Below are 24,725 nucleotides of genomic sequence, written 5' to 3'. Positions count from 1 at the left end.
GCCTCGTCATCGAGCGCCCACACTTATCGGCTGTTGATTGTTAAAGAACATTCGCGGGAAGCGCCTTGCTTTCACCACGTTGCTGCGTCAGCAGCAGAGAAACGAGATTATGAAGAACCTTTTTCGTTTCGTCAACCGGTTTTTTTAGCATCGCCTGAAAAACCTTGCTGACTTCACGACCGCGCCGTCTCTGCCGCGGCCCCGCTGCGTCGCATCCAACTGACTGCTGCTCAACGAGGACGCGAATCTTAGGCCATCCCGCGCCACGTGACAAGGGTGAGATGCAAAGTTTTTTCGGCCGTCATTTCTTCGCAGCGTTCACCACCGGCTGCAGCGGGATCGCATCCGCCATCGCTGAATAGCCTGCGTCGCTGGGATGGATCTGGTCCCCACTGTCGAACAAGCGGCGCAAGCGCGTCGCATCGGCCGGGTCGCGAAGCGCGGCGTCGAAATCCACGACGCCGTCGAACGCATGGCCTGTCCGGATCCATTGATTCACCTCCGTGCGAATCGCCTCGCGCTGCGGCGGCAGCGCCGCCGGCGTCAAGGTGGCGCCGAAAATCCGCACCCCACGAGCGTGCGCCGCCGCAATCACGCGCTTGTATCCCGCGATCAGGCTATCCACGGTCACTTGCGTATGCGGCGCATCGCAATCCAGGCCGCCATGCGCCGGCATCGCTGCGAAGTTGATGTCATTGATACCGATCAGCAGGATCACCGTCTTCACGCCCGGCTGAGCCAGCACGTCCCGCCCGAAGCGCGACGCGAGCGCGTCACCGTAGCAGGGGGAATCCGTCAACAGCCGGTTTCCGCTGATACCCAGATTCACGACCGCCACCGACCGGTCGCCGCTCTGCGCCACCCTGTGCGCCAGCGCGTCAGGCCAGCGCCGGTTCTCGTTCAGGCTCGAGCGCATTCCGTCTGTGATCGAATCGCCAATCGCCGCAATCGTCGTCGACGATGGGGCCTCGACCTGCACGCCCGTGACCCACGCGAACTGGGTGATCCGCTGCCGGTAAGCATCGGCGGACGCGTCGCCGGCATGGTTGCCCGGCATCGACAGATAGTTGACCTGGCTCGACACGCGATGCCACGCGATCAACTTTTGCTCGCGCCCCATATAACTGCTGACTGCGTACGGCACGCCGGCCGAAATCCCGACACGGACGGGGTCGCTATCGACCTCTCCGCCCGGCGGCACGCTAACCATCGGCTTTCCGCCGAAAGTCACCCGCGCCTCTGTCCCGGCCTGAACGGTCGCGCGCGCGCCGCCACCCGACCGCGCGATCCGCAGATCCTCTATGACGAGCGGCGCTTTCCCATACGCATTACTTATATGGATGCGCGCGACCTCACCCGACAGCGTCGGATACACGATCTGCCGAAGCGTCCGCCCCGCGACGTCAGGCGCCCGGTACAACGGCGGCGGGTTGGATATTTGCGGAATCGGCTGGAGCGCGGTCGCCCACGCGGTCACCCAGGGCGACGCGCTATCGGCAGCGGCAACGGGAGCCGACACCAGCAGACAGGAAGACAGAACCGCGCCACACACGACGGCGAGAGAACGAATGGTCATTGCGACTGATCGGTGAAAAATGGTTGAGAACGCGAGTCGCCCATTGTGCACGATTGCATAGTGCAAACCCCTACCGGCTCATCTCGAAAAATTTATTAACCGACCGGACGGTTGGTTTATACTGCCGAACACACCCTTACTCATGACGAGAGCGTTCGACATGTACACGCAATCCCTCGACATCCCGGGCAACGTCGCCCCGCTCGACACGGCTGCCAGTTCGCCCGAGCAGGCGCGTTTCGATGCAGTCATGGCCGCCGACGGCAAGATCGAACCGCAAGACTGGATGCCCGACGCGTACCGCAAGACGCTGGTGCGTCAAATCTCACAGCACGCGCACTCGGAAATCGTCGGCATGTTGCCGGAAGGGAACTGGATCACGCGCGCGCCTAGCCTGAAGCGCAAGGCGATCCTGCTGGCAAAGGTGCAGGACGAAGGCGGCCACGGTCTCTATCTGTACAGCGCGGCTGAGACGCTCGGCGTGTCGCGCGACCAGATGATCGACGGGCTGCACTCCGGCAAGGCGAAGTACTCGAGCATCTTCAACTATCCGACACCGACCTGGGCGGACGTCGGCGTGATCGGCTGGCTGGTCGACGGCGCGGCGATCATGAACCAGATTCCGCTGTGCCGCTGCACGTACGGTCCGTATGCGCGCGCGATGATCCGTATCTGCAAGGAAGAGTCGTTCCATCAACGCCAGGGCTTCGATGCGCTGATCGCGATGATGAAAGGCACCGACGCCCAGCGCGAGCTGGTCCAGCAAGCCGTGAACCGCTGGTGGTATCCGGTGCTGATGATGTTCGGCCCGAGCGACAAGGATTCCGTCCACAGCAACCAGTCGGCGAAGTGGGGCATCAAGCGCATCACGAACGACGACCTGCGTCAGAAATTCGTCGACGCGACCGTCGAGCAGGCGAAAGTGCTGGGCGTGACGCTGCCGGACCCGAAGCTGAAGTGGAACGAAGAACGCGCCCACTACGACTACAGCGACCTCGACTGGGATGAATTCTGGCGTGTCGTCAACGGCGACGGCCCCTGCAACAAGGAACGCCTCGCCACGCGCGTAAAGGCGCACAACGACGGCGCCTGGGTCCGCGAAGCCGCCCTCGCCCATGCCGAAAAACAGCGCCAGCGCGCGCAGCAACACGCCGCCTGAGTGGCGCCCCAAATCTGGAAGGACTGGTAGGAGATAGCGATGAACAAGGAATGGCCGATCTGGGAAGTCTTCGTGCGCAGCAAGCAGGGACTCGACCACAAGCATTGCGGCAGCCTGCACGCCTCGGACGCGTCGATGGCGCTGCGCATGGCGCGCGATGTCTACACCCGCCGGCAGGAAGGCGTGAGCATCTGGGTGGTGCCGTCGTCGGCGATCACGGCATCGGCGCCTGACGACAAGGCAGAACTGTTCGAACCGGCGGCGGACAAGATCTATCGCCACCCGACGTTCTATCAGTTGCCCGACGAAGTCAACCACATGTAAGCGCGCGTCATGACCACTACGCCTCAACACCTTGCCTACGTGCTGCGCCTCGCCGACACCGCGCTGATCCTCGGTCAGCGCAATGCGGAATGGTGCGGACACGGACCGATTCTCGAAGAAGACATCGCGCTGTCGAACATGAGCCTCGACCTGGTCGGCCAGGCACGCCTGCTGTACACGCACGCCGCCGATCTCGAAAAAACGCTGACGGGCAAAAGCCGCACGGAAGACGACTACGCGTTCTTCCGGGTCGAGCGCGAATTCGCGAACTACACGCTGGCCGAGCTGCCGCATGTCGGGCCTCTCGCCGGCACGGCGCGCGCCGACAAGGATTACGCGGTCACGATCGTGCGCAACTTCCTGTACTCGACGCTGATGCTGCACGTGTGGTCGGCTTTGACGGGTTCGTCGGATGACCAGTTAGCCGCCATCGCCGCCAAGTCGATCAAGGAAACGCAGTACCACGTGCATCACTCGCACGAGTGGCTCGTGCGTTTCGGCGACGGCACGGACGAATCGCATCGCCGTGCACAGGCTGCGCTCGATTATCTGATGCCGTACACGCGTGAATTCTTCAGCGCGGACGCGACGGAAGACGCGATCGCCGCTGCCGGTATCGGTCCGAAGACGTCCGAACTGGAAGCGCTGTGGCTCGAAGACGTGCGCGCCGCGCTCGACGAAGCGACGCTGAAGCTGCCCGAACCCGTCAAGCACATCACGACGGGTAAGCACGGCGAGCATTCGGAGCACATGGGCTTCCTGCTTGCCGAAATGCAAAGCCTCGCGCGCCAGCATCCAGGCGCAAGCTGGTAATCCGTCGATCCAACAGGTGAGTCCAACGATGACGTCGACCGCTCAAACCGCCGCCGTGGCCCCGGATCACGCGCTCGCCCAGGCGTGGGCCGTGCTCGAAGCCGTGCCCGACCCGGAAATCCCCGTCGTGTCGATTCGCGAACTGGGCATTTTGCGCGACGTGCGCCGCGCCGCCGACGGCGCGCTCGAAGTCGTCATCACGCCGACTTACTCGGGCTGCCCGGCGATGTCGCAAATTGCGGAAGACATCGGCCATGCGCTCGACGCAGCGGGTTTCGCGCCGTATCGCGTCGAAACCGTACTCGCGCCCGCCTGGACCACCGACTGGATCACCGACGACGCCCGCGACAAGCTGCGCGCCTACGGCATCGCACCGCCGACGGGCAACTGCGGCAGCGGCGACGCCAGTGCGAACGGTGGATCGAAAGAAAAAGTGATCCGCTTCGTTCCCCGCTCGCTGCCCGCGCCCGCCTGCCCGCGCTGCGGCTCGAAGCACACCGAGCGCCTCGCGCAATTCGGCTCGACAGCCTGTAAGGCGCTGTACCGCTGCATCGACTGCCGCGAACCCTTCGACTATTTCAAACCGTACTGATATGGCCACCCCGCAATTTCATCCGCTGCGCATCCGGGAAGTGCGGCCCGAAACCGCCGATGCGGTCTCCGTCGCCTTCGAAGTCCCCGCCGAACTGCGCGAGCAGTATCGCTTCACGCAGGGCCAGTTCGTCACGCTGAAGACGCATATCGACGGTGAGGAAACGCGCCGTTCGTATTCGATCTGCGTCGGCGTCACCGATTACGACCGCGACGGCGAGTTGCGCATCGGCATCAAGCGCGTGCGCGGCGGCCGCTTCTCGAACTTCGCGTTCGATACGCTGCAACCCGGCCATATGCTCGACGTGATGACGCCGGACGGGCGCTTCTTCACGCACCTGAACGCCGATCACGGCAAGCAGTACGTCGCGTTCTCGGGCGGTTCCGGTATCACGCCCGTGCTGGCCATCGTCAAGACAACACTCGAAATCGAGCCGCGCAGCACGTTCACGCTGATCTACGGCAACCGCAGCGTCGATCAGATCATGTTCGCCGAAGAGCTCGAGGATCTGAAGAACCGGTTCATGAACCGCTTCGTGTTGTATCACGTGCTGTCCGACGATATCCAGGACGTCGAGCTGTTCAACGGCGTGCTCGACCAGGCGAAGTGCGAGTCGTTCCTCCAGACCTTGGTGCCTGCGGACTCGATCGACGAAGCCTTCATCTGCGGCCCCGGGCCGATGATGGATGCCGCCGAAGCGGCGCTGAAGGCAGCGGGCGTGCCGCAGGCGAAGGTGCACGTCGAGCGTTTCGGCACGCCGCTGCCGCAAGCCGGGGTGCCCGTCGCGGAAATCACCGACGATACGCCGACCGCCGACCTCGAAATCGTCCTCGACGGCAAGAAACGCAAGCTGAAGTTGCCGTATCAGGGTTTGAGCGTGCTCGACGTGGGGCTGCGCGCCGGACTCGCGCTGCCGTATGCGTGCAAGGGCGGCGTCTGCTGCACCTGCCGCGCGAAGGTGCTCGAAGGCGAAGTGAAGATGGAAAAGAACTACACGCTGGAGGAACACGAAATCCGCGACGGCTACGTGCTGACCTGTCAGTGCCATCCCGTCAGCGACAAGGTCGTGGTTAGCTACGACGAACGCTGATGTCCGCATGGCGCAGTGCGCCATGCACCGTACGTGCGCATCGTCGCTTTCGGCACACACGCGATCCGCTTACACTAGGGGCCGCTCGTCATGGGAAACGCATTCCCTGGACGAGCGGCCTTTTCCGTTACTTGACCAACCTGCGCGACCGAGCTGCGCTCAAAGGGCGCACGAACCGCCCGTCAATGACCATGAGCACGATCCACATCACCAATGGCGACGTCGCCGCCGATTCTCTACGCGAGGCGCTCGATCAGGCGCGTCGCGCAGACATCGTGCTGGCCCTGCGCGACGATCTGGCCGTTGGTCCGCTGCATGGCATCGACGAAGCGCCGCAGATACGCGCCGACTTCTGGCGCGGCGTGACCGGCGACACCACCCGCGATTTCCTCGCCGAGCTGGAACAGCAGGCGAAGGAGCTGAAAGCGGTGGTCGACGGTACGGCGCATGTGGTCGTCTGGCACGGTCAGAGCGCCGCCGATCAGCTGACGCTGCGCCGCGTGTGCTTCCATCTGCGCGAGTTGCCGCAGCGGCTCAACGAAGTGCGCCTGTCGATCGACGACCTGACGGGCGACGCAAGCGCCCCGCTCCGCCGTTCCGATCGCGCGACGTCAGTCGGCATGTTCGCCCCCGATCTGTTGCAAAAGTACCTGCCCGAGGCCGCGCCTGTTTCGGTGCTGCGCATCGGCAGGCTCGCGCTCGAATGGCAGGAAGTGAAACTCGTCGATGCCGAACTGCGCCGCTGGCACGACGACACCTTGACGACCGGCACGTTCGCCGAACTGGACGCGCTGGTCCTCCAGTACGCCGTCGACGGCTGGCAGGCCGCCGGGCGCGTCGCGGCTTGCGTGATGGCGGCGCACAACGGCTTGCTGGTCAGCGACAAGCTCGTGCTGTGGCGGATGCGCGAGCTCGCGGCCGCGGGCCAGTTGCAGTTGCGCGGCGACGCGGATAACTGGCGTTCGCTCGAAATGCACGTCACGCGCACCACCCTTTCTCCCGTATAAGACCAAACAGAACAATCATGGCCCGTACACGAGCCCCAGACCATGAAAGCCAGCGCGACCAGATCCTCGATCTGGCCGCAGAGAAATTCGCTCAAACGAGCTATCCCAGCACGTCGATGGCCGATCTGGCTGCGGCGAGCGGCACGTCCAAAGCGCGCCTCTATCACTATTACGAGAGCAAGGAAGCGATTCTCTTCGACCTGCTCGACCGCTACACGAAGCGACTGATGCTGATCATCGCCGAGGTCGAAGGCGCGAGCCAGCGCCGCGGACTCACTGAACGCGAAACCTTCGCCGAGCTGATCCGCGCGTTCCTTTCCGAGTACGAGACGTCGCACAGCCGGCACGTCGCGCTGTTGAACGACGTCAAATATCTGGTCGAGTCGCAGCGGGAGATCATCCTGAACCGCCAGCGCGACGTGGTCGCCGCGTTCGCCCGGCAACTGGCGCGCGCGTACCCCGAACGCGTGGCGCGCGAAAACCAGACGGCCCTCACGATGATGGTCTTCGGCATGATCAACTGGACGTTCACCTGGCTCAAGCCGGGCGGCCGGATGGGTTATCGGGAATTCGCGGAACAGGTGGTCGCGATGGTGGATCACGGGCTGGCCGCAAGTGCATCGGATGGGGACGCTGGCGGTCGCTGAGATCCGCGCCGCCGCTCGCAGGGCCCCGTGCGGATGCTGTCGTGCAGCAATAACCGTGCCGTCGTTGTGACAACACGACGCAGTCCAAGCACGTAGCCATTTAAAATATTTTACTTAAAAATCAATAACATAATCAAAGCCGAGCATAATTTTAGACGTCGTGCTCGGCTTGTCTCAGGGTTTTCCCCAGTAAGACCTCGGGTTTTCCATTAGAATGCTTATTGCGGCGCGTCATGCCGCATAGCTAAAGGAGAACCCACCATGAATCTGCAAACTGTCCGCGCCGCCGAGCCGATCGTCGTCGATCGCTCGTTGAACGTCGCTGGCCGCGCGCCTGTTCTGATCCGGGAACTCAGCGAGAAAGACCGCGAGCGTCTGCTCGCTCACTTCCTCGAACTCGACGAAGACGATCGCCTGCTGCGCTTCGGTCAGGTCACGCCGAACCACGTCATCGAAAACTACGTTCGCATGCTGGATTTCAGCCGCGATACCGTGTTCGGCGTGTTCGACCGCCATCTGCAACTGGTCGGCGTTGGCCATCTGGCTTATCTGCCCGCTGAGGGCGACACGCGCACCGCTGAATTCGGCGTGTCGGTGTCGGAAAGCGTACGCGGCCAGGGAATCGGTACGAAGCTGTTCGAGCGCGCCGCCATCCGCAGCCGCAACACGCACGTCACAACGCTGTATATCCACTGCCTGTCGCGCAACACGACAATGATGCACATCGCCAAGAAGGCTGGCATGAAGATCGAGTACGCGTACGGCGAAGCCGACGCCTACCTGACGCTAGCGCCTGCGGATCAGAACAGCATCATCTCCGAGATGCTGCAGGAACAGGCCGCCGTGTTCGACTATGTGCTCAAGCGCCAGGCGCGTAACACGTCGAAGCTGATCGAATCGTTCATTCCGACCGCAATCGCCGCGTAAACTTCAGCGAAACGGAACATCCAGAAAGGGCGGCTCTTCACGGAGCCGCCCTTTTGTTTTGTCCAACGCAGGCGTCAAATCGGCAGCGCGGTCGTCTCCTTGAACTTCTCCAGCGAGAAGCTCGACTTCACATCGATCACCGACGGATGCCGCAGCAACTGGTCCTGCACAAATCGCGAAAAGTGCGCCATGTCGCGCACCTGCACGCGCAGCAGGTAATCCATATCGCCCGTCATCGCGTAGCACGCGACCACCTCTGGCCAGCCCTGCACAGCCACGCGGAACAGTTCCGAATGCGTCGCGCCCGCACGCCCCGGCGTGCCGTCGGCGCGTGCGCTGAGTGCCGGACCGCCACGCTTTTCCAGCCGCACATTGACGTAGGCGAGCAGATCGAGCCCGAGCATTTGGGAATCCAGCAGGGCGACATAACCGCGAATCACACCGATTTCCTCCAGCCTGCGGATGCGCCGCAAGCACGGACTCGGCGACAGGTTCACCCGCTCGGCGATCTCCTGATTCGACAGCCGCCCGTTTTCCTGAAGAATCGCGAGAATGCGCCGGTCGATCGCGTCTATCTCAATTTGAGCCATGTTCTGCCATCCAAGGCGTATCGCACGCCAGAAAATAGCCCGAGCGTAGTGTTCGCCGATTAATTTCGCAAGTTTTCTTCCTGAACCGGCAACTACACTGTTCTTCATCAGATCGCGCGATGCGCCCCGCACATAGTCGAGGAGACAGACATGAAGGTTTCTACCTGGGAAAATCCCGTCGGCACCGACGGCTTCGAGTTCATCGAATACACCGCGCCGGACCCCGTCGCGCTCGGCAAGCTGTTCGAGCGCATGGGTTTCACGGCGATAGCGAAGCATCGTCACAAGAACGTGACGCTGTACCGTCAGGGCGAGATCAACTTTATCGTCAACGGCGAGCCCGACTCGTTTGCACAGCGCTTTACGCGCCTGCACGGGCCGTCGATCTGCGCGATCGCGTTCCGCGTGCAGGACGCGGCGAAGGCGTATCAGCGCGCGCTCGAACTCGGCGCATGGGGCTTCGACAACAAGACGGGCCCGATGGAACTGAACATTCCGGCCATCAAGGGGATCGGCGACTCGCTGATCTATTTCGTCGACCGCTGGCGCGGCAAGAACGGCGCGGCGCCGAACAGCATCGGCGACATCAATATCTATGACGTCGACTTCGAACCGATTCCGGGCGCGAATCCGAATCCCGTCGGCCACGGCCTCACCTATATCGATCACCTGACACACAACGTCCATCGCGGACGCATGCAGGAATGGGCCGAGTTCTACGAGCGTCTGTTCAATTTCCGCGAAGTGCGCTACTTCGATATCGAAGGCAAGGTGACGGGCGTCAAGTCGAAGGCGATGACGTCGCCGTGCGGCAAGATCCGCATTCCGATCAATGAGGAAGGTTCGGAAACAGCGGGCCAGATCCAGGAATACCTCGACGCGTACCACGGCGAAGGCATTCAGCATATCGCGCTCGGCACGAACGACATTTACGCAACCGTCGACGGCCTGCGCGGCGCGAACATTTCGCTGCTCGATACGATCGACACGTACTACGAGCTCGTCGATCGCCGCGTGCCGAATCACGGCGAGCCGCTCGATGAACTGCGCAAGCGCAAGATTCTGATCGACGGCGCGCGCGAAGACCTGCTACTGCAGATTTTCACCGAGAACCAGATCGGACCGATCTTCTTCGAGATCATCCAGCGCAAGGGCAACCAGGGCTTCGGCGAGGGTAACTTCAAGGCGCTGTTCGAATCGATCGAATTGGATCAGATTCGTCGCGGTGTCGTGCAGGACAAGGCCTGACACGCTGCGCAAGGGTTAGAGCCAAATAAGAAAAAGGCGAGGAACGTACGTTCCTCGCCTTTCGCATTTTGGAACCGGCGCTCCTAACTCAACCGGCTCTCGACTGTCACGCGCCGCGGATGATCATCCGATCACCCGCCAGAGCGCGTCAGCCACGCTGCTCCGTTTCGTCGGACTCACGCCGCTGTTTCACGGCGGCCGTCGTCGCGGCGACCTGCGTGGTGCGCGTGACGGCATTCGCGAGCGCATTGGCGCTGTTCGGGCGCATCGGCGCGCTCATCGCGAAGAATGCCGCCGAGACCATCAGGAAGGTCTGGATGTGTTTCGTGTTCATGCGTACTCCTTGTTCGACTGCACAGCGAAGCTCCGCAGCATGCGGAACGTTGCGATTCGTGCAGATGGGGAGTTTAGACCGACGTTTCAAGCCCGGTTCCAAGCGTTTCAAGCTTTTACACCCTGTAACACCATCAAATGAAAAAGCTCGCGCGCGGTCATACGGGTGACATTTTGTTCGTTCGCGGTCTCGCATCGTGGTGTTTTCGACGATAGGCGGCGGGTTTTCACCAGTGCTACCATCGAACGAAAGCCGTCAACATGGCGACCCCGGCCGAAGCATTCACAAGATGCCGAGGCCAAGCAGATTTTGGTGATCCCAAACTGGGTGGAGGAGTACACATAATGAATGCCCCGCTAGACGCCGGTCAGCGAGCCTCGCTCGAAGCCGCGCTGACGTCCGTCACGCTCGACGACAAATACACGCTTGAACGCGGCCGCGCGTACATGAGCGGCATCCAGGCGCTGGTCCGTCTGCCGATGCTGCAGCAGGAACGCGACCGGGCCGCCGGGCTCAACACCGCCGGGTTCATTTCCGGCTATCGCGGATCGCCGCTCGGCGGTCTCGACCTGTCGCTGTGGAAAGCGAAGAAGCATCTCGCCGCGCACCAGGTCGTATTCCAGCCGGGCGTCAACGAAGACCTCGCCGCCACCGCCGTGTGGGGCTCGCAGCAGGTCAATCTCTATCCCAGCGCCAAATACGACGGCGTGTTCTCGATGTGGTACGGCAAAGGCCCCGGCGTCGATCGCTCGGGCGACGTGTTCAAGCACGGCAATTCGGCCGGTTCGTCGCGACACGGCGGCGTCCTGGTGCTCGCCGGCGACGATCACGCCGCCAAATCGTCGACGCTCGCGCATCAGTCGGAACATCTGTTCAAGGCCTGCGGCCTGCCCGTGCTGTTTCCGTCGAACGTGCAGGAATATCTGGACTTCGGCCTGCACGGCTGGGCGATGAGCCGCTACTCGGGCCTGTGGGTCGCGATGAAGTGCGTGACCGACGTGGTCGAATCATCGGCTTCCGTCGATATCGACCCGCACCGCACGCAAATCATTCTGCCAACCGACTTCGCGATGCCCGAAGGCGGGCTCAACATTCGCTGGCCCGATCCGCCGCTCGTGCAGGAAGCGCGTCTACTCGACTACAAGTGGTACGCCGCGCTCGCTTACGTGCGCGCGAACAAGCTCGATCGCGTCGAGATCGATTCGCCGAACGCGCGCTTCGGCATCATGACGGGCGGCAAGGCGTATCTCGACGTGCGCCAGGCGCTGACCGACCTCGGACTCGACGACGAAACCTGCTCGCGCATCGGCATCCGGCTGTACAAGGTCGGCTGCGTGTGGCCGCTCGAAGCGCAAGGCGCGCAGGCATTCGCGCGCGGGCTCGAAGAGATTCTGGTGGTCGAAGAGAAGCGGCAGATTCTCGAATACGCGATCAAGGAAGAGTTGTACAACTGGCCCGATGCGCAGCGTCCGCGCGTGTTCGGCAAGTTCGACGAAAAGGACGGTGCAGGCGGCGAATGGTCGGTGCCAATGGGCAACTGGCTGCTGCCCGCGCACTACGAACTGTCGCCCGCGTTGATCGCGAAGGCGATTGCGACGCGGCTCGACAAGTTCGACCTGCCGTCCGACGTGCGCGCGCGCATTGCCACGCGCATCGCTGTGATCGAAGCGAAAGAAAAGGCGCTCGCGCGCCCGCGCGTTCAAGCGGAGCGCAAGCCCTGGTTCTGCTCCGGCTGTCCGCACAACACGTCGACGAATGTGCCCGAAGGCTCGCGCGCGATGGCGGGCATCGGCTGCCACTACATGACCGTGTGGATGGACCGCAGCACCAGCACGTTCAGCCAGATGGGCGGCGAAGGCGTCGCGTGGGTCGGCCAGGCGCCGTTCACGAACGACAAGCACGTGTTCGCCAATCTCGGCGACGGCACGTACTTCCATTCGGGCCTGCTCGCGATTCGCGCGGCGATCGCGTCGAAGGCAAACATCACGTACAAGATTCTCTACAACGACGCCGTCGCGATGACGGGCGGCCAGCCCGTCGACGGTGTGCTGACGGTGCCGCAGATCACGCATCAGCTCGCCGCTGAAGGCGCGAAGAAGATTGTGATCGTCACCGATGAGCCGGAGAAGTACCACGCGAACGTCGGCCTTGCGCCCGGCATCACGATTCATCATCGCGACCAGCTCGACGACGTGCAGCGCGAACTGCGCGAGATCGAAGGCACGACGATCCTGATCTACGACCAGACCTGCGCGACGGAGAAGCGCCGCCGCCGGAAACGCGGCGCCTATCCCGATCCGGCGAAGCGCGTCGTGATCAACGAGGCGGTTTGCGAGGGCTGCGGCGATTGCTCGGTGCAGTCGAACTGCCTGTCCGTCGAGCCGCTCGAAACCGAGTACGGCACGAAGCGGCAGATCAACCAGTCCACCTGCAACAAGGACTATTCGTGTCTGAAGGGCTTCTGCCCGAGCTTCGTGACGGTCGAAGGCGGGCAACTGCGCAAGCCGAAGGCGTCGGGCGTTGCGGGCGACGCGATGCCGCCCGTTCCCGATCCCGAGATTCCGGCGATCGCGCGGCCATATGGCGTGCTGGTGACGGGCGTCGGCGGCACGGGCGTCGTGACGATCGGTGCGTTGCTCGGCATGGCGGCGCATCTCGAAAGCAAAGGCGTCACCGTACTCGACGTGACGGGCCTGGCGCAAAAGGGCGGCGCCGTGATGAGCCACGTGCAGATCGCGAACCAGCCCGCCGACATCCACGCAACCCGTATCGCGATGGGCGAAGCGGATCTGGTGATCGGCTGCGACTCGCTGGTGACGGCCAGCGACGAATGCGTGTCGCGGATGCAGGCCGGTCAAACGCACGTCGTGCTGAACAGCGCGCCGACCCCGACCGCGGAATTCATCAAGAACCCGAACTGGCGCTTCCCCGGCGCGAGCGCGGATGCGGACGTGCGCGCGGCGGCGGGCGACGAGCATGTGGCCGCCGTCGATGCGAATCACTTCGCGGTTGCGCTGCTCGGCGACGCGATCTACACGAACCCGTTCGTGCTCGGCTACGCATGGCAAAAGGGTTGGTTGCCGCTCACGCACGAGTCGCTGATTCGCGCGATCGAGCTGAATGCCGTGCAGGTCGAGAAGAATCGCGCAGCGTTCGAATGGGGCCGTCGCGCGGCTCACGATCTGGCTACCGTGCGCAAGCTCGCGCGGATGCAAGATCGTATCGACGAGGGCAACACCGCGAATGCCGCGAACAGCAAGATCGTTTCGCTGCATACGCCGAAGGCACTCGATACGCTAATCGACAAACGCGCGCAGTATCTCGTCGAGTACCAGAACGAAGCGTACGCGGCGCGTTACCGCAAGCTGGTCGAAACAGTGCGGGCCGCCGAAACGAAGCTCGATGCCGCCGACGGCCAGATGTCGTTGACGGAAGCCGTCGCGAAGAATCTGCACAAGCTGATGGCGTACAAGGACGAGTATGAAGTGGCGCGGCTCTATTCGGACCCGGCGTTCGTCGAGAAGCTGAAGGCGAATTTCGAGGGCGACTGGAAGCTCAAGTTCCACCTCGCGCCGCCCGCCACGTCGAAGAAGGACGCGCATGGGCATCTGGTGAAGAAGCAGTACGGTCCATGGATGCTCAACGCGATGCACGTGCTCGCGAAGATGAAGTTCCTGCGCGGCACCGCGCTCGATGTGTTCGGCAGGACGGAGGAGCGTCGCACCGAACGGGCGCTGATCGTCGAGTACGAGACGCTCGTGCATGAACTGGTCGGCGGGCTCACGGCGGAAAAGCGTGCTCTGGCTGTCGAACTGGCGAATCTGCCGGATGCGATTCGCGGTTATGGCCACGTCAAGGAGAACAACCTGAAGGGCGTGCGGGCCAAGTGGGCGTCGTTGCTCGCGAAGTGGCGCGCGCCGACGGGCGGTGTCGAGCGGCACGTGGCATAACCTTCTGCCACTCCTGAAATAAAAAGGGCACCTCGCGGTGCCCTTTTTTCATCGCATCAACGAACGAAGACTACTTCGCGACGTTACGGTCCACGTTGGCGTTCGCCGAAGCGACCGCCGTCATGTTGATGATCCGGCGCACCGTCGCCGCCGGCGTCAGGATGTGCACCGGCTTCGCAGCGCCGAGCAGGAACGGACCGACCGTCACGCCTTCGCCGCCGATCATCTTCAGCAGGTTGTACGTGATGTTCGCTGCTTCGACGTTCGGCATGATCAGCAGGTTCGCTTCGCCCGTCAGCGTCGTGCCGGGGAAGGCGGCCTTGCGCACCGCTTCCGACAATGCGGCGTCGCCGTGCATTTCGCCGTCCACTTCGAGATGCGGCGCGCGTTCCGCGATCAGCTTGCGTGCGGCCGCCATGCGTGCCGAAGACGACGACGGGACGCTGCCGAAGTTCGAGTTCGACAGCAGCGCGACCTTCGGTGCGATGCCGAACTTCTCGATCTCGCGCGCCGCGAGGATCGTCATGTCGGCGAGCTGTTCGGCCGTCGGCACTTCGTTCACATAGGTGTCGCTGATGAACAGGTTGCGGCCCGGCAACATCAGCAGGTTCATCGCGGCGAAGTTGTCCACCTTTTCCGCCTTGCCCAGCACCTGCTCGACGAATTTCAGATGCTCGTGATACGTGTCGATCAGACCGCAAATCATGCCGTCCGCGTCGCCGAGATGCACGAGAATCGCGCCGATCAGCGTGTTGAACTTGCGCATCGCGGCCTTCGCGACTTCCGGCGTGACGCCTTCGCGCGCGCCGATCTCGTGATACGCCTGCCAGCTCTTCTGATAACGCGGATCGTCTTCCGGATTGACGATCTCGACATCCTCGCCGCACTTGAGCTTCGAGCCCATCTTCTTCAAACGCATCTCGATCACGCTCGGGCGACCGACCAGGATAGGCTTCGCGATCTTTTCGAGCAGCACGAATTGCGCGGCGCGCAGCACGCGCTCGTCCTCACCTTCCGCGAACACGATGCGCGCCGGTTGCGCCTTCGCTGCCGCGAACACCGGGCGCATCACCATGCCCGTGCGGTAGACGGTTGCGCCGAGTTGCTCGCGGTACGCGTCCATGTCCTGAATCGGGCGCGTCGCGACGCCCGAATCCATCGCGGCCTGCGCAACGGCGGGCGCGATCTTGATGATCAGACGCGGATCGAACGGCTTCGGAATCAGGTAGTCGGGGCCGAATTCAAGCGAGTGGCCTTCGTACGCCTTCGCGACTTCGTCGCCCTGATCGGTTTCTTCCGCGAGTTCGGCGATCGCGCGCACGCACGCGAGCTTCATTTCTTCCGTGATCGTCGTCGCGCCGACATCCAGTGCGCCGCGGAAGATGAACGGGAAGCACAGCACGTTGTTGACCTGGTTCGGATAGTCCGAACGGCCCGTCGCAACGATACAGTCCGGGCGCACCTTCTTCGCTTCTTCCGGGCGGATTTCCGGCTCCGGGTTCGCGAGCGCGAGAATCAGCGGTTGCGTGCCCATCTCCTTGACCATTTCCGGCTTCAGCACGCCCGCGCTCGAGCAGCCGAGAAACACGTCCGCGCCCTTGATCGCGTCAGCCAGTGTGCGCGCTTCGGTGTTGGCCGCGTAACGTTCCTTCGACGGGTCCAGATTGCCGCGGCCTTCGTAGATCACGCCCTTCGAATCGACGACGAGCACGTTTTTCTTCGACAGGCCCAGATTCACGAGCAGGTCCAGACAGGCGATCGCCGCCGCGCCCGCACCCGAGCACACCAGTGTGACCTCTTCCAGCTTCTTGCCGACCACTTTCAGGCCGTTGAGAATCGCCGCCGACGCAATGATCGCCGTGCCGTGCTGGTCGTCGTGGAAAACGGGAATCTTCATGCGCTCGCGCAGCTTCTTCTCGATGTAGAAGCATTCGGGCGCCTTGATGTCTTCGAGGTTGATGCCGCCGAGCGTCGGCTCCAGCATCGCGATCGCGTCGACGAGTTTGTCGGGATCGGACTCGTTCAGCTCGATATCGAATACGTCGATGCCGGCGAACTTCTTGAAGAGACAGCCCTTGCCTTCCATCACCGGCTTCGCGGCGAGCGGCCCGATATTGCCGAGACCCAGCACGGCCGTGCCGTTCGTGATCACGCCGACGAGGTTGCCGCGCGACGTGTACTTCTGCGCGTCGAGCGGCTCGTCGAAGATGGCCATGCACGCGGCTGCGACGCCCGGCGAATACGCGAGCGACAGGTCCAGCTGGTTCGAAAGCGGCTTGGTCGGGGTGACCGAAATCTTGCCGGGCTTCGGATTCTGGTGATATGCGAGAGCGCTTTGCTTCAGTTGTTCGTCCATTTTCTAACCTGCGAGACGTTGATAATTGGGCCCGGCTCAATGTCACGTGCTGCGCTGGCCAATGTCGACGGGTTGCTCGACGGCGGCGATTCTCGCGTGCGCCGGTTAGGCGCGGCGTCAAACCTCAGCGGAAAGCAAACGGCGCTGAGCTTTTTCGGGTCGATTAGTGTACACCCCGGATGCGACGATTCGGGGTAGGTTTTGTACCGGATGGATAAGCCGCAACCGCGCCGGCGCTTGCTGCAGCGCGGCATGAAAACACTTCCACCCCGCCCTTCGCGACGTGGCGGCGGGGCCTTATTCGAGCGTTGCGCCGCGGCGTTCCGGGATCAAAAAGAGCGTGGCGAGAATGTCGAGGATGTAGATCGAAGCGAGCATGCCGAGCGCCGCCGCGAACGAAAACCGCGCGGCCAGCGCGCCGACGGCGACAGGCCCGAACCCGCCAACTGCGCGCCCGATGTTGAACAACACGTTCTGCGCGGTGGCGCGGGCCTCGGTCGGATACAGCTCGGAGATCAACGCGCCATAGCCGCCGATCATCCCGTTCACGAACATGCCCATCACCGCGCCGCCAATCAGCAGCGCGAACGGGGTGCCCAGTTGTGAGTAAACGAACACCATCACCACGGCGCCCGCCTGGTAGAACAGAAACGCGGGTTTGCGGCCGAGGCGGTCAGCCGCGACGCCAAACAGCCAGATACCGGCGGCCATGCCGAGCACCGTGACGGCCGTCCACAGCCCGGAGCGCGTCAGCGAGTAGCCGAAGGTCTTCGACAGATAACTGGGTAGCCAGATCATCAGGCCGTAGTAGCCGAAGTTTTGCACCGAGCACAGAATCGCAACGCCTACGCTTGCGCAGGTCGTGCGGGCGTCGGCGACAAGCAGTTTCATCGGAGCCTTGCGCATGCCGCGCGCGACCCGCTCGGTGAAAAGCGCCGGTTCCTCGACGCGCCGCCGCACGAAAAACGACACGACAGCAGGCAGCAGCCCGAGCGCGAACATCCCGCGCCAGCCGATCACGGGCAGCAGCAAAGGCGTAAGCAGCGCCGCCGCCAGCACACCCAGTTGCCAGCCAAGCCCGACATACGACGACACGCGCGCCCGCTGTGCCGCTGGCCAGGCCTCCGCCACGAGGGTCATGCCGATGCCGAACTCGCCGCCCAGCCCGATGCCCGCGATGGTCCGGTACGCGAGCAGATCGCCGTAACCTTGCGCGAGCGCGCACAGGCCCGTGAAGACGGCGAAGATGAGAATCGTCCACGTCAGCATGCGCACGCGGCCGAAATAATCGCTCAACACGCCGAAAATCACGCCGCCCGCGACCGCGCCGACCAGCGTCCATGTCACCAGCGACCCGGCCTGCGTCGATGAAAGCTGCAAGTCGGCAGCGATGACAGGCAGCATGAAGCCGAGGATCAGCAGATCGAAGCCATCCATCGCGTAGCCGAGCACCGACGCAATCAGCGCGCGCGCCGCATAGCCGGGACGGGCGGCCGGCGCGGCCTGGGTCGTGGAAGGGGCGATATTCATGGGCGGCAACCTTGCAGCAGACGTGAGCAGAAGGCCATCCGAAGGCCGTCTGTGAAAATTTGCCGTGAGTGTAAAGGCGCCAGATTGGCGTCACAACCCGGCCAGAATGCATAGGCGAAACGCACGTCCGGCGGCCGTGCCTATCTGGCGCCTACCCGCTTTCGCCGCCTCGCGCCCTGGGAACAGTCCGAATCGGGTAAAATATCGGGCTACGCGCGCAGCAAACCGGCCGGTTTCTCAACTCGTCCGGCATGTCTCGCCCACCAGGCGCGAAACGTTACGCCTGCTGCGCCACAGGGCCCCGCGCCCGCCCTCCAAGCTCACCACACCGAAGGATTCGCCCATGACAGGCTTCGATCGCCAGACGATCTCCGACACGACCGCCAAAATGCTGCTGGAAGTCCAGGCAGTGCATTTCAACGCGGAAAAACCGTACATCTTCACTTCCGGCTGGGCGAGCCCGGTATATATCGACTGCCGCAAGTTGATTTCATATCCGCGCGTGCGCCGCGGCCTGATGGAAATGGCAGAAGCGACGATTCTGCGCGACGTCGGCTACGAGCAGATCGACGCCGTCGCCGGCGGTGAAACGGCGGGCATTCCGTTCGCCGCCTGGCTGTCGGACCGCCTGATGGTGCCGATGCAATATGTGCGCAAGAAGCCGAAGGGTTTTGGCCGCAATGCGCAGATCGAAGGTCTGTTGACGGAAGGTCAGCGCGTGCTGCTGGTCGAAGATCTGACCACCGACAGCCGCAGCAAGATCAACTTCATCAATGCGTTGCGCACGGCGGGCGCGCAGGTGAACCATTGCTTCGTGCTGTTCCACTACAACATCTTCAAGGAAAGCGTGTCGGTGCTGAAGGATATCGACGTCGACCTGCACGCGCTCGCCACGTGGTGGGACGTGCTGCGCGTCGCGAAGCAACAGGGCTACTTCGAAACGAAGACGCTCGACGAAGTCGAAAAATTCCTGCACGCGCCTGCCGAGTGGTCGGCAGCGCACGGCGGCGCGACGGCGGCACCGCAATAAGCGAGCAACCGGACTCAGCGCGCCATACGAAAACGCCGCCTGTCTCACGACAGGCGGCGTTTTTGTTTGATCCGCCGTCCCGGTTTGAGAACCGACGGCCAGCTTCCGCGTTAGCGCTTAAGAACTTCCCTGCGACGAACTGCCAGTATCCGCCTCACCCGGCGCATACGACGACAGATTCATCAAGCCATTACTCTGCGCATACTGAAATAGTTCGGAATCCCTTTCGAGTCCGAGCTTGCGCATTGCGGTGTTCTTTTGCGTGCTGATCGTCTTAATGCTGCGGTTCAGCTGCTCGGAAATTTCCTTGATGGTCATTCCCGACACAAAGAGCCGCACGACTTCCAACTCGCGCTTCGACAGAATCACCTCCTCGCTCTTGCCGCCAGCATTCATGCGCAACGTATCGAGCGATAACTTCACCGACGGGCTCATGTATTCGATATGCCGGCTGACGTGCTGCACTGCAAGACCGATATGACTTAGGTCGTCTGATTTATTGACGACGGAAATCACACCAAGCTCGCTCAGCCGCTTCAATAGCGCGGCGTTTTCGAGCATCGTCAGGACGACTATAGGCAGGTCGGGAAAATTCCGACGCAGGTAACCGATCAACGGTAAGCCGTCGCCGTATTGTCCACCTGGCATTGCGAGATCCGTGACGAGTACGTCGCACGGCGTCGTCTGCAATATCTTCACCAGCTCAGTGGACTGCTTTGCGCGCGCGACCACACGAATGCCCTGAAACTTGAGCAACGCCTGTTCGGCACCAAAGAGAATTACTGGATGGTCATCGGCGACCACGACCCTGATTGGATCTTGCATGGCCCTCCCTTCAACTGACAATCCGCGCTCCGAAACTTCAGTCATGCAACTGTTCTTAGTTCTAAATTTCTAGGACTTGTCTGCTTGCGTGCAACTACAGACGATTGCAGCGACTATAGCCGATTTCGCGCTGTACTGGCCCCTCGTCGAGCACAAATGGCTTCGTAAGATGTAATGTTAGACTCGATTTGTCGCTTGGGCACAAAAAAGGATAACAATCCCTCGTAAGGACAATCTTTACGAGCCTGACAGGAGATTCGGCACATGCACTTGCGTTGCCCGGTCGTTCCGCCCCGTTCGTCTCGTTCGTCCCGTCCGTTTCTGCCGCCGCTGCTCTTCGCGCGATCGCGCGTTGCTTTGCTCATCGTCTGTTCATTTGCACTTCATGCCGGCGCGGCTTCTGCCGACACCGCATTCACCGTGACGAGCGCCAGCCTTCGCGCAGGCGGCACCGTCGACAACGCGCAAGTGTTCGACCGCAACGACTGCAAAGGTCTTAACCGTTCGCCGCAATTGAACTGGCACAACCCGCCCGACGGCACGCGCAGCTTCGCAGTGACCATGTTCGATCCCGATTCGCCCGGACGCGGCTGGTGGCATTGGGCCGTCGTCGGCATTCCTGCCAACGTCGACCGTTTGCCCGAAAACGCCAGCGCGTCCGGCTTTCTTAAAAATGTCGGCGCCGTCGAGGCGCGCAACGACTTCGATATCGACGGCTATGGAGGCCCCTGCCCGCCGCCCGGCAAGCCACATCGCTATGTGATCACCGTCTACGCGCTGAACACGTCCAATCTCAGGCTCGCGCAAGGTCGGCCGTCGCTGATGTTCGACCACGAGATCCGCACGGCGACGCTCGGCTACGCGCGAATGACCGTCACCTACGGCCGCTAGTCTTTCGCATCAGCCATAAGTGCGAAGTCGTTGCCGCGTCTCGAACCACTCATGCGCGGTGACAGAATGAGCTAGGCTCAAGGCCGTTCATTCCGAATCGCATCATTATTCGCAACAAGGGAGCTGGCTATGTCAAAAATCATCATCGTCTATCACAGCGGCTACGGCCATACGAAGAAGCTCGCGGAAGCCGTGCTCGCGGGCACGCTCGACGGCGCCGCCGACGCAAGGATGATCGCGGTAGGTGAACTGGACGACGCGGCCTGGGCCGAGCTGGACGCGGCCGACGCCATCATTTTCGGCGCGCCGACCTACATGGGCGGCCCGTCCGCCGACTTCAAGAAATTCGCCGACGCCAGTTCGAAACCGTGGTTCGCGCAAAAGTGGAAGGACAAGGTGGCGGCGGGCTTCACGAATTCGGGGTCGATGAACGGCGACAAGTTCTCGACGATCCAGTATTTCATCACCCTCGCGATGCAGCACGGCATGATCTGGGCAGGGATGGGCATGATGCCCGCCAACACGAAGGCGGCGACGCGCAACGACCTGAATTTCGTCGGCGGCTTCGCAGGCCTGCTGTCGCAGTCGCCTGCCGACGCCACGCCCGACGAAGCGCCGCCACCCGGCGATCTCGACACGGCAAAGGTGTTCGGCGCGCGGATCGCGGCCGTGACGGCGCGCTGGAAGGCGGGACAGCCGGGATGAACGCGCCGCGGCGCCTGGCGCGTGCGTAAAAACGCCGCCTGTCATGCCGGCGTCACTGTTGCGGCGCAACGTGTTTTTCGGCCAATTTCGCGCACGCGCCGCCTCACGGTCTTAAAATAACGTTCCGGCGCAGCCAGCGCCGCGTTTTCCCGCCGTTTTTATCAGCCAGCGAGATCGAGATGAGCACGAAAGTTTTTGTCGACGGACAGGAAGGCACGACCGGCCTGAAGATTTTCGAATACCTGTCGCAGCGCGCAGACGTTGAAATCCTCCGCATCGAAGAAGCGAAGCGTAAGGATATCGACGAGCGCCGTCGTCTCATCAACGCTTCGGACGTCACCTTTCTGTGCCTGCCCGACGTTGCGTCGCGCGAATCAGCGTCGCTCGTCGAGAATGACCGCACGGTGCTGATCGACGCGAGCACCGCGTTTCGCACCAGCGCGGACTGGGCGTACGGTCTGCCCGAGCTGGCTCGCGCGCAGCGCGAGCGCCTGCGCACCGCGAAGCGCATTGCCGTGCCGGGCTGCCATGCGTCGGCATTCGTGCTGGCCATGCGTCCGCTCGTCGATGCCGGTGTCGTGTCGGCGGAATTCGCTGCGCACAGCTACTCGATCACCGGTTACAGCGGCGGCGGCAAGAAAATGATCGCGGACTACGAAGCGGGCGGCAACGCGAAGCTCGACAGCCCGCGTCCTTACGCGCTCGGTCTGACGCACAAGCATCTGCCGGAAATGGCCGCGCACACCGGCCTGAAGAGCGCGCCTGTCTTTACGCCGATCGTCGGCAACTTCTACAAGGGCCTGGCCGTGACGACGTACTTCACCCCGGGCCAGCTGTCCAAGCAGACCACGCCGCAAGACGTGCAAGCGTTGTTCGCCGAGTACTACAGCGGCGAGCAGTTCGTGCGCGTCGCGCCGTTCAACGCTGACGACAACCTCGACAGCGGCTTCTTCGACGTCCAGGCGAACAACGACACGAATCGCGTCGATCTGTTCGTGTTCGGCAACGAAGAGCGCTTCGTCACGGTCGCGCGGCTCGACAATCTTGGCAAGGGCGCCTCGGGCGCGGCGATCCAGTGTATGAATCTCGCCATTGGCGCGGACGAAGCCACGGGCCTCAAACGTTGATCCTTCGCTAGCGGACGGCGCCCGCCGTCCTGCGCGTCACAAAGCCGGCATTCAAACGCCGGCTTTTTCTTTTTTTGCTTGTTAATCGGCAATTTGAAACGCCTCATTCAAACGCGAATTAATACCTTTCAATTTTCTCACTATCGCCAGCAGTCCTTATAGCAGGTATTTGCTGCTCCTCTCTTTATCACCATACGCATCTATTACCGCATAGGGATATTCCGGACTTTTTTACGAACGAGCGTTCGAAGATGATAGATGCGCTTTTCCGGACCCGCGTCGTTAAAGGCTTAGCGGCGACACGGAAAATCCGTCCAGTCAGAAAATGCTGTTTTGTTTTAAAAGGCGCGCTTCGAAGCGCCATGCGACTCTCCGCGAAAAAAGCGCTGTTTGAATCGGGTTATTTAGACGGTTCGTTCAATTGACAGCCTTAAATCGCGCGGCGAAATTAGCTCGCAAATTACACGAATCAGGGAGACAGCAGCATGTACGCCAATTCAAAATGGCTGGCATGTGCCATTGCCAGCATGCCGTTTTTGATCGCCTGCGGAGGAGGAAAAGCCGACGATCCCGGTGCAATCAACGCGAACCAGTGCTCGGGATCGAGCTGCGGCGTGCAAGGGCCGCCTGGGTCGACGGCCGCCGCGGGCTCGCTTTGCCCCGCCGACGCCGACATCGGCCGGAGCACCTATCTGGGCGGCGCAGGCAGCGGCGAAGTGGTGTCGTTGAACATCGACGCCGTGAAGATGACGTACACGCTGAAGTTTCTGGAGTCGCCGATCCCGGTGTCGGCGGGCCAGGTCGACAATACGCGGGCCGGCGCGACCGTTACGGGCGCCGTCAAGCATCCGCCGGCGGGCATGCTGCCGAACGCCGAGCAGACGCGCTGCGCGTTCATGCTGACGCCCGCGTCGGGCACCGCGCCGTCGACGGGCGCGACCTACACGACGCCCTTTTCGTCCACCAATCCGCCCATTGTCTTCGTCGGCAAGGGCGTGGCGGGCGGCGGCATTCCGGGTGCCGACGTCTCATACGCTGGCAAGACGTTTCTCACATTCCAGAACGTCGGCGCTGTGACGCCGAGACATTTCGACTTCTATCCGTTCCTCGGCTTTGCAAGCACGACGACGAACATCTCGAAGCTCGCCGGCAACTATAACGGGCTGCTGTATCACATCGTCCCGTCGGGCAATTACGCGGCGGCGGCCACCCAGACATCCGAAACGTTCGATGCAAACGGCGCCTGCTCGTCAGCGACGAACAGCCCGCCCGCGAACGGCAACGCAAGCCCGACGCACTGCCTGTCGATGGGCGACACGCCGACGCTCAACGCGAACGGCTATTTCGACAGCACCAATGCGCCGCGCATCGAAAACCAGCTGGTGCTGCCGCTGCTGGGCGCGAAGGGCAGCTCATCGGCCCACATGATCATCGGGCAGGTAAACGGCGCAACCGTCCCGGTCGTCGTCAGGACGGGGCACGTGTTCACGGGCACCGGCGCGATTCCGCTCGACGCCGAAGTCGACGACGAATCCGGCATCGCGCTGCTGGAAAGCGCGACTCCGCTCGCTTCGGGCGGATTCGACGGCGGCTATGTCGGCGCGGACTCGAACTTCAAGTACACCGCTTCGCTGATCCAGGGCGGCCTCGGGACCTTCATCAATCCGTCCACGCAGGCGGCCGAAAGCGGATTCGGTCTGGGATACGGCGGCAGCGTTCCGGGCCTCGTCAGCGTCACCGACAAGCAGGGCAACACGGGCTACGCAATTGCAGGCGGCGGCCTTTACGCGATCTTCATCAACGGCACCGAAAACGGCGGCCTCACGCCGAGCTCCGCCAATGCCGACACCGCCAGTTCGCCGTACTTCAGCGTCGGCGCGCAGATCAGCAAGTAAGCCTCACCCGGATCGACAGAAAGGGCCGTGCATGGCAGGGAGGCAACACGCGCAACAGCAGCATCGCTAGATCAACAAGACCGAGAGGCGGCTGGACTGGGAGCTGGCC

Annotated in this window: 21 protein-coding genes; 15 read left to right on the top strand and 6 right to left on the bottom strand. The window is 62.5% G+C overall.

Going from position 1 to position 24,725, the window contains the following annotated elements:
- Nucleotides 1-301: 301 nt before the first annotated feature.
- Nucleotides 302-1,576: an SGNH/GDSL hydrolase family protein gene (locus KFO72_RS23590; RefSeq protein WP_225033160.1), complete on the bottom strand. Its 1,275-nt coding sequence runs from the start codon at nt 1,574-1,576 to the stop codon at nt 302-304.
- Between the two features lie 160 nt (nt 1,577-1,736).
- On the opposite strand from KFO72_RS23590, the gene paaA reads away from it, so the two are divergent.
- From paaA to KFO72_RS23550, 8 genes are all read left to right on the top strand, one after another.
- Nucleotides 1,737-2,735 (top strand): 1,2-phenylacetyl-CoA epoxidase subunit PaaA, encoded by a 999-nt coding sequence (gene paaA / locus KFO72_RS23585; RefSeq protein WP_054929174.1) that lies wholly within the window; start codon nt 1,737-1,739, stop codon nt 2,733-2,735.
- 39 nt (nt 2,736-2,774) lie between these two features.
- Nucleotides 2,775-3,059 carry a 1,2-phenylacetyl-CoA epoxidase subunit PaaB gene (gene paaB / locus KFO72_RS23580; protein WP_007733491.1) on the top strand — a complete coding sequence of 95 codons (285 nt, stop codon included), beginning with the start codon at nt 2,775-2,777 and terminating at the stop codon, nt 3,057-3,059.
- Nucleotides 3,060-3,068: 9 nt separating this feature from the next.
- Complete coding sequence (paaC, locus tag KFO72_RS23575; protein WP_060599587.1) at nt 3,069-3,872, top strand: 1,2-phenylacetyl-CoA epoxidase subunit PaaC; 804 nt, start codon at nt 3,069-3,071, stop codon at nt 3,870-3,872.
- Nucleotides 3,873-3,900: 28 nt separating this feature from the next.
- The gene (gene paaD / locus KFO72_RS23570; protein ID WP_054929176.1) at nt 3,901-4,464 is read left to right on the top strand and encodes a 1,2-phenylacetyl-CoA epoxidase subunit PaaD; all 564 of its coding nucleotides are present in this window, start codon (nt 3,901-3,903) and stop codon (nt 4,462-4,464) included.
- Nucleotide 4,465: 1 nt separating this feature from the next.
- The gene (paaE, locus tag KFO72_RS23565; protein WP_054929177.1) at nt 4,466-5,554 is read left to right on the top strand and encodes a 1,2-phenylacetyl-CoA epoxidase subunit PaaE; all 1,089 of its coding nucleotides are present in this window, start codon (nt 4,466-4,468) and stop codon (nt 5,552-5,554) included.
- Nucleotides 5,555-5,745: 191 nt separating this feature from the next.
- Nucleotides 5,746-6,561 (top strand): DUF1835 domain-containing protein, encoded by an 816-nt coding sequence (locus KFO72_RS23560; RefSeq protein WP_225033159.1) that lies wholly within the window; start codon nt 5,746-5,748, stop codon nt 6,559-6,561.
- A gap of 17 nt (nt 6,562-6,578) precedes the next feature.
- A complete protein-coding gene (locus KFO72_RS23555; protein WP_035991658.1) occupies nt 6,579-7,208 on the top strand; it encodes a TetR/AcrR family transcriptional regulator in 630 nt (209 codons plus the stop codon).
- 261 nt (nt 7,209-7,469) lie between these two features.
- Nucleotides 7,470-8,135, top strand: a complete 666-nt coding sequence (locus KFO72_RS23550) for a GNAT family N-acetyltransferase (RefSeq protein ID WP_054929179.1) — start codon at nt 7,470-7,472, stop codon at nt 8,133-8,135.
- Between the two features lie 74 nt (nt 8,136-8,209).
- Here the strand turns inward: KFO72_RS23550 and KFO72_RS23545 are convergent, their stop codons facing one another.
- A complete protein-coding gene (locus KFO72_RS23545) occupies nt 8,210-8,725 on the bottom strand; it encodes an Lrp/AsnC family transcriptional regulator (protein ID WP_035991654.1) in 516 nt (171 codons plus the stop codon).
- A 150-nt stretch (nt 8,726-8,875) separates the two neighbouring features.
- Between KFO72_RS23545 and hppD the strand changes: the two genes are divergently transcribed.
- Nucleotides 8,876-9,973 (top strand): 4-hydroxyphenylpyruvate dioxygenase, encoded by a 1,098-nt coding sequence (gene hppD, locus KFO72_RS23540; protein WP_054929180.1) that lies wholly within the window; start codon nt 8,876-8,878, stop codon nt 9,971-9,973.
- 148 nt (nt 9,974-10,121) lie between these two features.
- Here the strand turns inward: hppD and KFO72_RS23535 are convergent, their stop codons facing one another.
- The gene (locus KFO72_RS23535) at nt 10,122-10,307 is read right to left on the bottom strand and encodes a hypothetical protein (protein ID WP_225033158.1); all 186 of its coding nucleotides are present in this window, start codon (nt 10,305-10,307) and stop codon (nt 10,122-10,124) included.
- Between the two features lie 344 nt (nt 10,308-10,651).
- Here KFO72_RS23535 and KFO72_RS23530 point away from each other — a divergent pair, with 344 nt between their 5' ends.
- Nucleotides 10,652-14,257 (top strand): indolepyruvate ferredoxin oxidoreductase family protein, encoded by a 3,606-nt coding sequence (locus KFO72_RS23530; RefSeq protein ID WP_225033157.1) that lies wholly within the window; start codon nt 10,652-10,654, stop codon nt 14,255-14,257.
- A 70-nt stretch (nt 14,258-14,327) separates the two neighbouring features.
- Here KFO72_RS23530 and KFO72_RS23525 read toward each other — a convergent pair whose 3' ends face one another.
- The gene (locus KFO72_RS23525; protein WP_054929183.1) at nt 14,328-16,613 is read right to left on the bottom strand and encodes an NADP-dependent malic enzyme; all 2,286 of its coding nucleotides are present in this window, start codon (nt 16,611-16,613) and stop codon (nt 14,328-14,330) included.
- A 297-nt stretch (nt 16,614-16,910) separates the two neighbouring features.
- The gene (locus KFO72_RS23520; protein WP_225033156.1) at nt 16,911-18,143 is read right to left on the bottom strand and encodes an MFS transporter; all 1,233 of its coding nucleotides are present in this window, start codon (nt 18,141-18,143) and stop codon (nt 16,911-16,913) included.
- Between the two features lie 343 nt (nt 18,144-18,486).
- On the opposite strand from KFO72_RS23520, the gene KFO72_RS23515 reads away from it, so the two are divergent.
- Nucleotides 18,487-19,173: an orotate phosphoribosyltransferase gene (locus KFO72_RS23515; protein WP_035991642.1), complete on the top strand. Its 687-nt coding sequence runs from the start codon at nt 18,487-18,489 to the stop codon at nt 19,171-19,173.
- 117 nt (nt 19,174-19,290) lie between these two features.
- On the opposite strand, the gene KFO72_RS23510 is transcribed toward KFO72_RS23515, so the two are convergent.
- A complete protein-coding gene (locus KFO72_RS23510; protein ID WP_225033163.1) occupies nt 19,291-19,998 on the bottom strand; it encodes a response regulator transcription factor in 708 nt (235 codons plus the stop codon).
- Nucleotides 19,999-20,262: 264 nt separating this feature from the next.
- On the opposite strand from KFO72_RS23510, the gene KFO72_RS23505 reads away from it, so the two are divergent.
- The 4 genes from KFO72_RS23505 to KFO72_RS23490 all read left to right on the top strand — a co-directional run bounded on the left by KFO72_RS23505 (nt 20,263) and on the right by KFO72_RS23490 (nt 24,616).
- Nucleotides 20,263-20,889, top strand: coding sequence for a YbhB/YbcL family Raf kinase inhibitor-like protein (locus KFO72_RS23505; protein WP_224099444.1), 627 nt, complete (start codon nt 20,263-20,265; stop codon nt 20,887-20,889).
- A gap of 129 nt (nt 20,890-21,018) precedes the next feature.
- Nucleotides 21,019-21,594, top strand: coding sequence for a flavodoxin family protein (locus KFO72_RS23500; RefSeq protein ID WP_054929187.1), 576 nt, complete (start codon nt 21,019-21,021; stop codon nt 21,592-21,594).
- 179 nt (nt 21,595-21,773) lie between these two features.
- Entirely contained in the window at nt 21,774-22,721 is a 948-nt protein-coding gene (gene argC, locus KFO72_RS23495) for an N-acetyl-gamma-glutamyl-phosphate reductase (protein WP_054929188.1), read from the top strand.
- A 485-nt stretch (nt 22,722-23,206) separates the two neighbouring features.
- A complete protein-coding gene (locus KFO72_RS23490) occupies nt 23,207-24,616 on the top strand; it encodes a DUF2957 domain-containing protein (protein WP_225033155.1) in 1,410 nt (469 codons plus the stop codon).
- The last annotated feature ends 109 nt before the right edge of the window (nt 24,617-24,725 follow it).

Source organism: Paraburkholderia sp. XV (genome assembly GCF_020177535.1).
Taxonomy (GTDB): Bacteria; Pseudomonadota; Gammaproteobacteria; order Burkholderiales; family Burkholderiaceae; genus Paraburkholderia; species Paraburkholderia caribensis.
Note: the sequence above shows the minus strand (reverse complement) of the source record. Positions and strands in the feature narration are given on the sequence as shown.

Coding starts and splice junctions, on each gene's coding strand:
- KFO72_RS23590 (WP_225033160.1), bottom strand. CDS start 1,576: ATGACCATTCGTTCTCTCGCCGTCGTGTGTGGCGCGGTTCTGTCTTCC.
- paaA (WP_054929174.1), top strand. CDS start 1,737: ATGTACACGCAATCCCTCGACATCCCGGGCAACGTCGCCCCGCTCGAC.
- paaB (WP_007733491.1), top strand. CDS start 2,775: ATGAACAAGGAATGGCCGATCTGGGAAGTCTTCGTGCGCAGCAAGCAG.
- paaC (WP_060599587.1), top strand. CDS start 3,069: ATGACCACTACGCCTCAACACCTTGCCTACGTGCTGCGCCTCGCCGAC.
- paaD (WP_054929176.1), top strand. CDS start 3,901: ATGACGTCGACCGCTCAAACCGCCGCCGTGGCCCCGGATCACGCGCTC.
- paaE (WP_054929177.1), top strand. CDS start 4,466: ATGGCCACCCCGCAATTTCATCCGCTGCGCATCCGGGAAGTGCGGCCC.
- KFO72_RS23560 (WP_225033159.1), top strand. CDS start 5,746: ATGAGCACGATCCACATCACCAATGGCGACGTCGCCGCCGATTCTCTA.
- KFO72_RS23555 (WP_035991658.1), top strand. CDS start 6,579: ATGGCCCGTACACGAGCCCCAGACCATGAAAGCCAGCGCGACCAGATC.
- KFO72_RS23550 (WP_054929179.1), top strand. CDS start 7,470: ATGAATCTGCAAACTGTCCGCGCCGCCGAGCCGATCGTCGTCGATCGC.
- KFO72_RS23545 (WP_035991654.1), bottom strand. CDS start 8,725: ATGGCTCAAATTGAGATAGACGCGATCGACCGGCGCATTCTCGCGATT.
- hppD (WP_054929180.1), top strand. CDS start 8,876: ATGAAGGTTTCTACCTGGGAAAATCCCGTCGGCACCGACGGCTTCGAG.
- KFO72_RS23535 (WP_225033158.1), bottom strand. CDS start 10,307: ATGAACACGAAACACATCCAGACCTTCCTGATGGTCTCGGCGGCATTC.
- KFO72_RS23530 (WP_225033157.1), top strand. CDS start 10,652: ATGAATGCCCCGCTAGACGCCGGTCAGCGAGCCTCGCTCGAAGCCGCG.
- KFO72_RS23525 (WP_054929183.1), bottom strand. CDS start 16,613: ATGGACGAACAACTGAAGCAAAGCGCTCTCGCATATCACCAGAATCCG.
- KFO72_RS23520 (WP_225033156.1), bottom strand. CDS start 18,143: ATGAATATCGCCCCTTCCACGACCCAGGCCGCGCCGGCCGCCCGTCCC.
- KFO72_RS23515 (WP_035991642.1), top strand. CDS start 18,487: ATGACAGGCTTCGATCGCCAGACGATCTCCGACACGACCGCCAAAATG.
- KFO72_RS23510 (WP_225033163.1), bottom strand. CDS start 19,998: ATGCAAGATCCAATCAGGGTCGTGGTCGCCGATGACCATCCAGTAATT.
- KFO72_RS23505 (WP_224099444.1), top strand. CDS start 20,263: ATGCACTTGCGTTGCCCGGTCGTTCCGCCCCGTTCGTCTCGTTCGTCC.
- KFO72_RS23500 (WP_054929187.1), top strand. CDS start 21,019: ATGTCAAAAATCATCATCGTCTATCACAGCGGCTACGGCCATACGAAG.
- argC (WP_054929188.1), top strand. CDS start 21,774: ATGAGCACGAAAGTTTTTGTCGACGGACAGGAAGGCACGACCGGCCTG.
- KFO72_RS23490 (WP_225033155.1), top strand. CDS start 23,207: ATGTACGCCAATTCAAAATGGCTGGCATGTGCCATTGCCAGCATGCCG.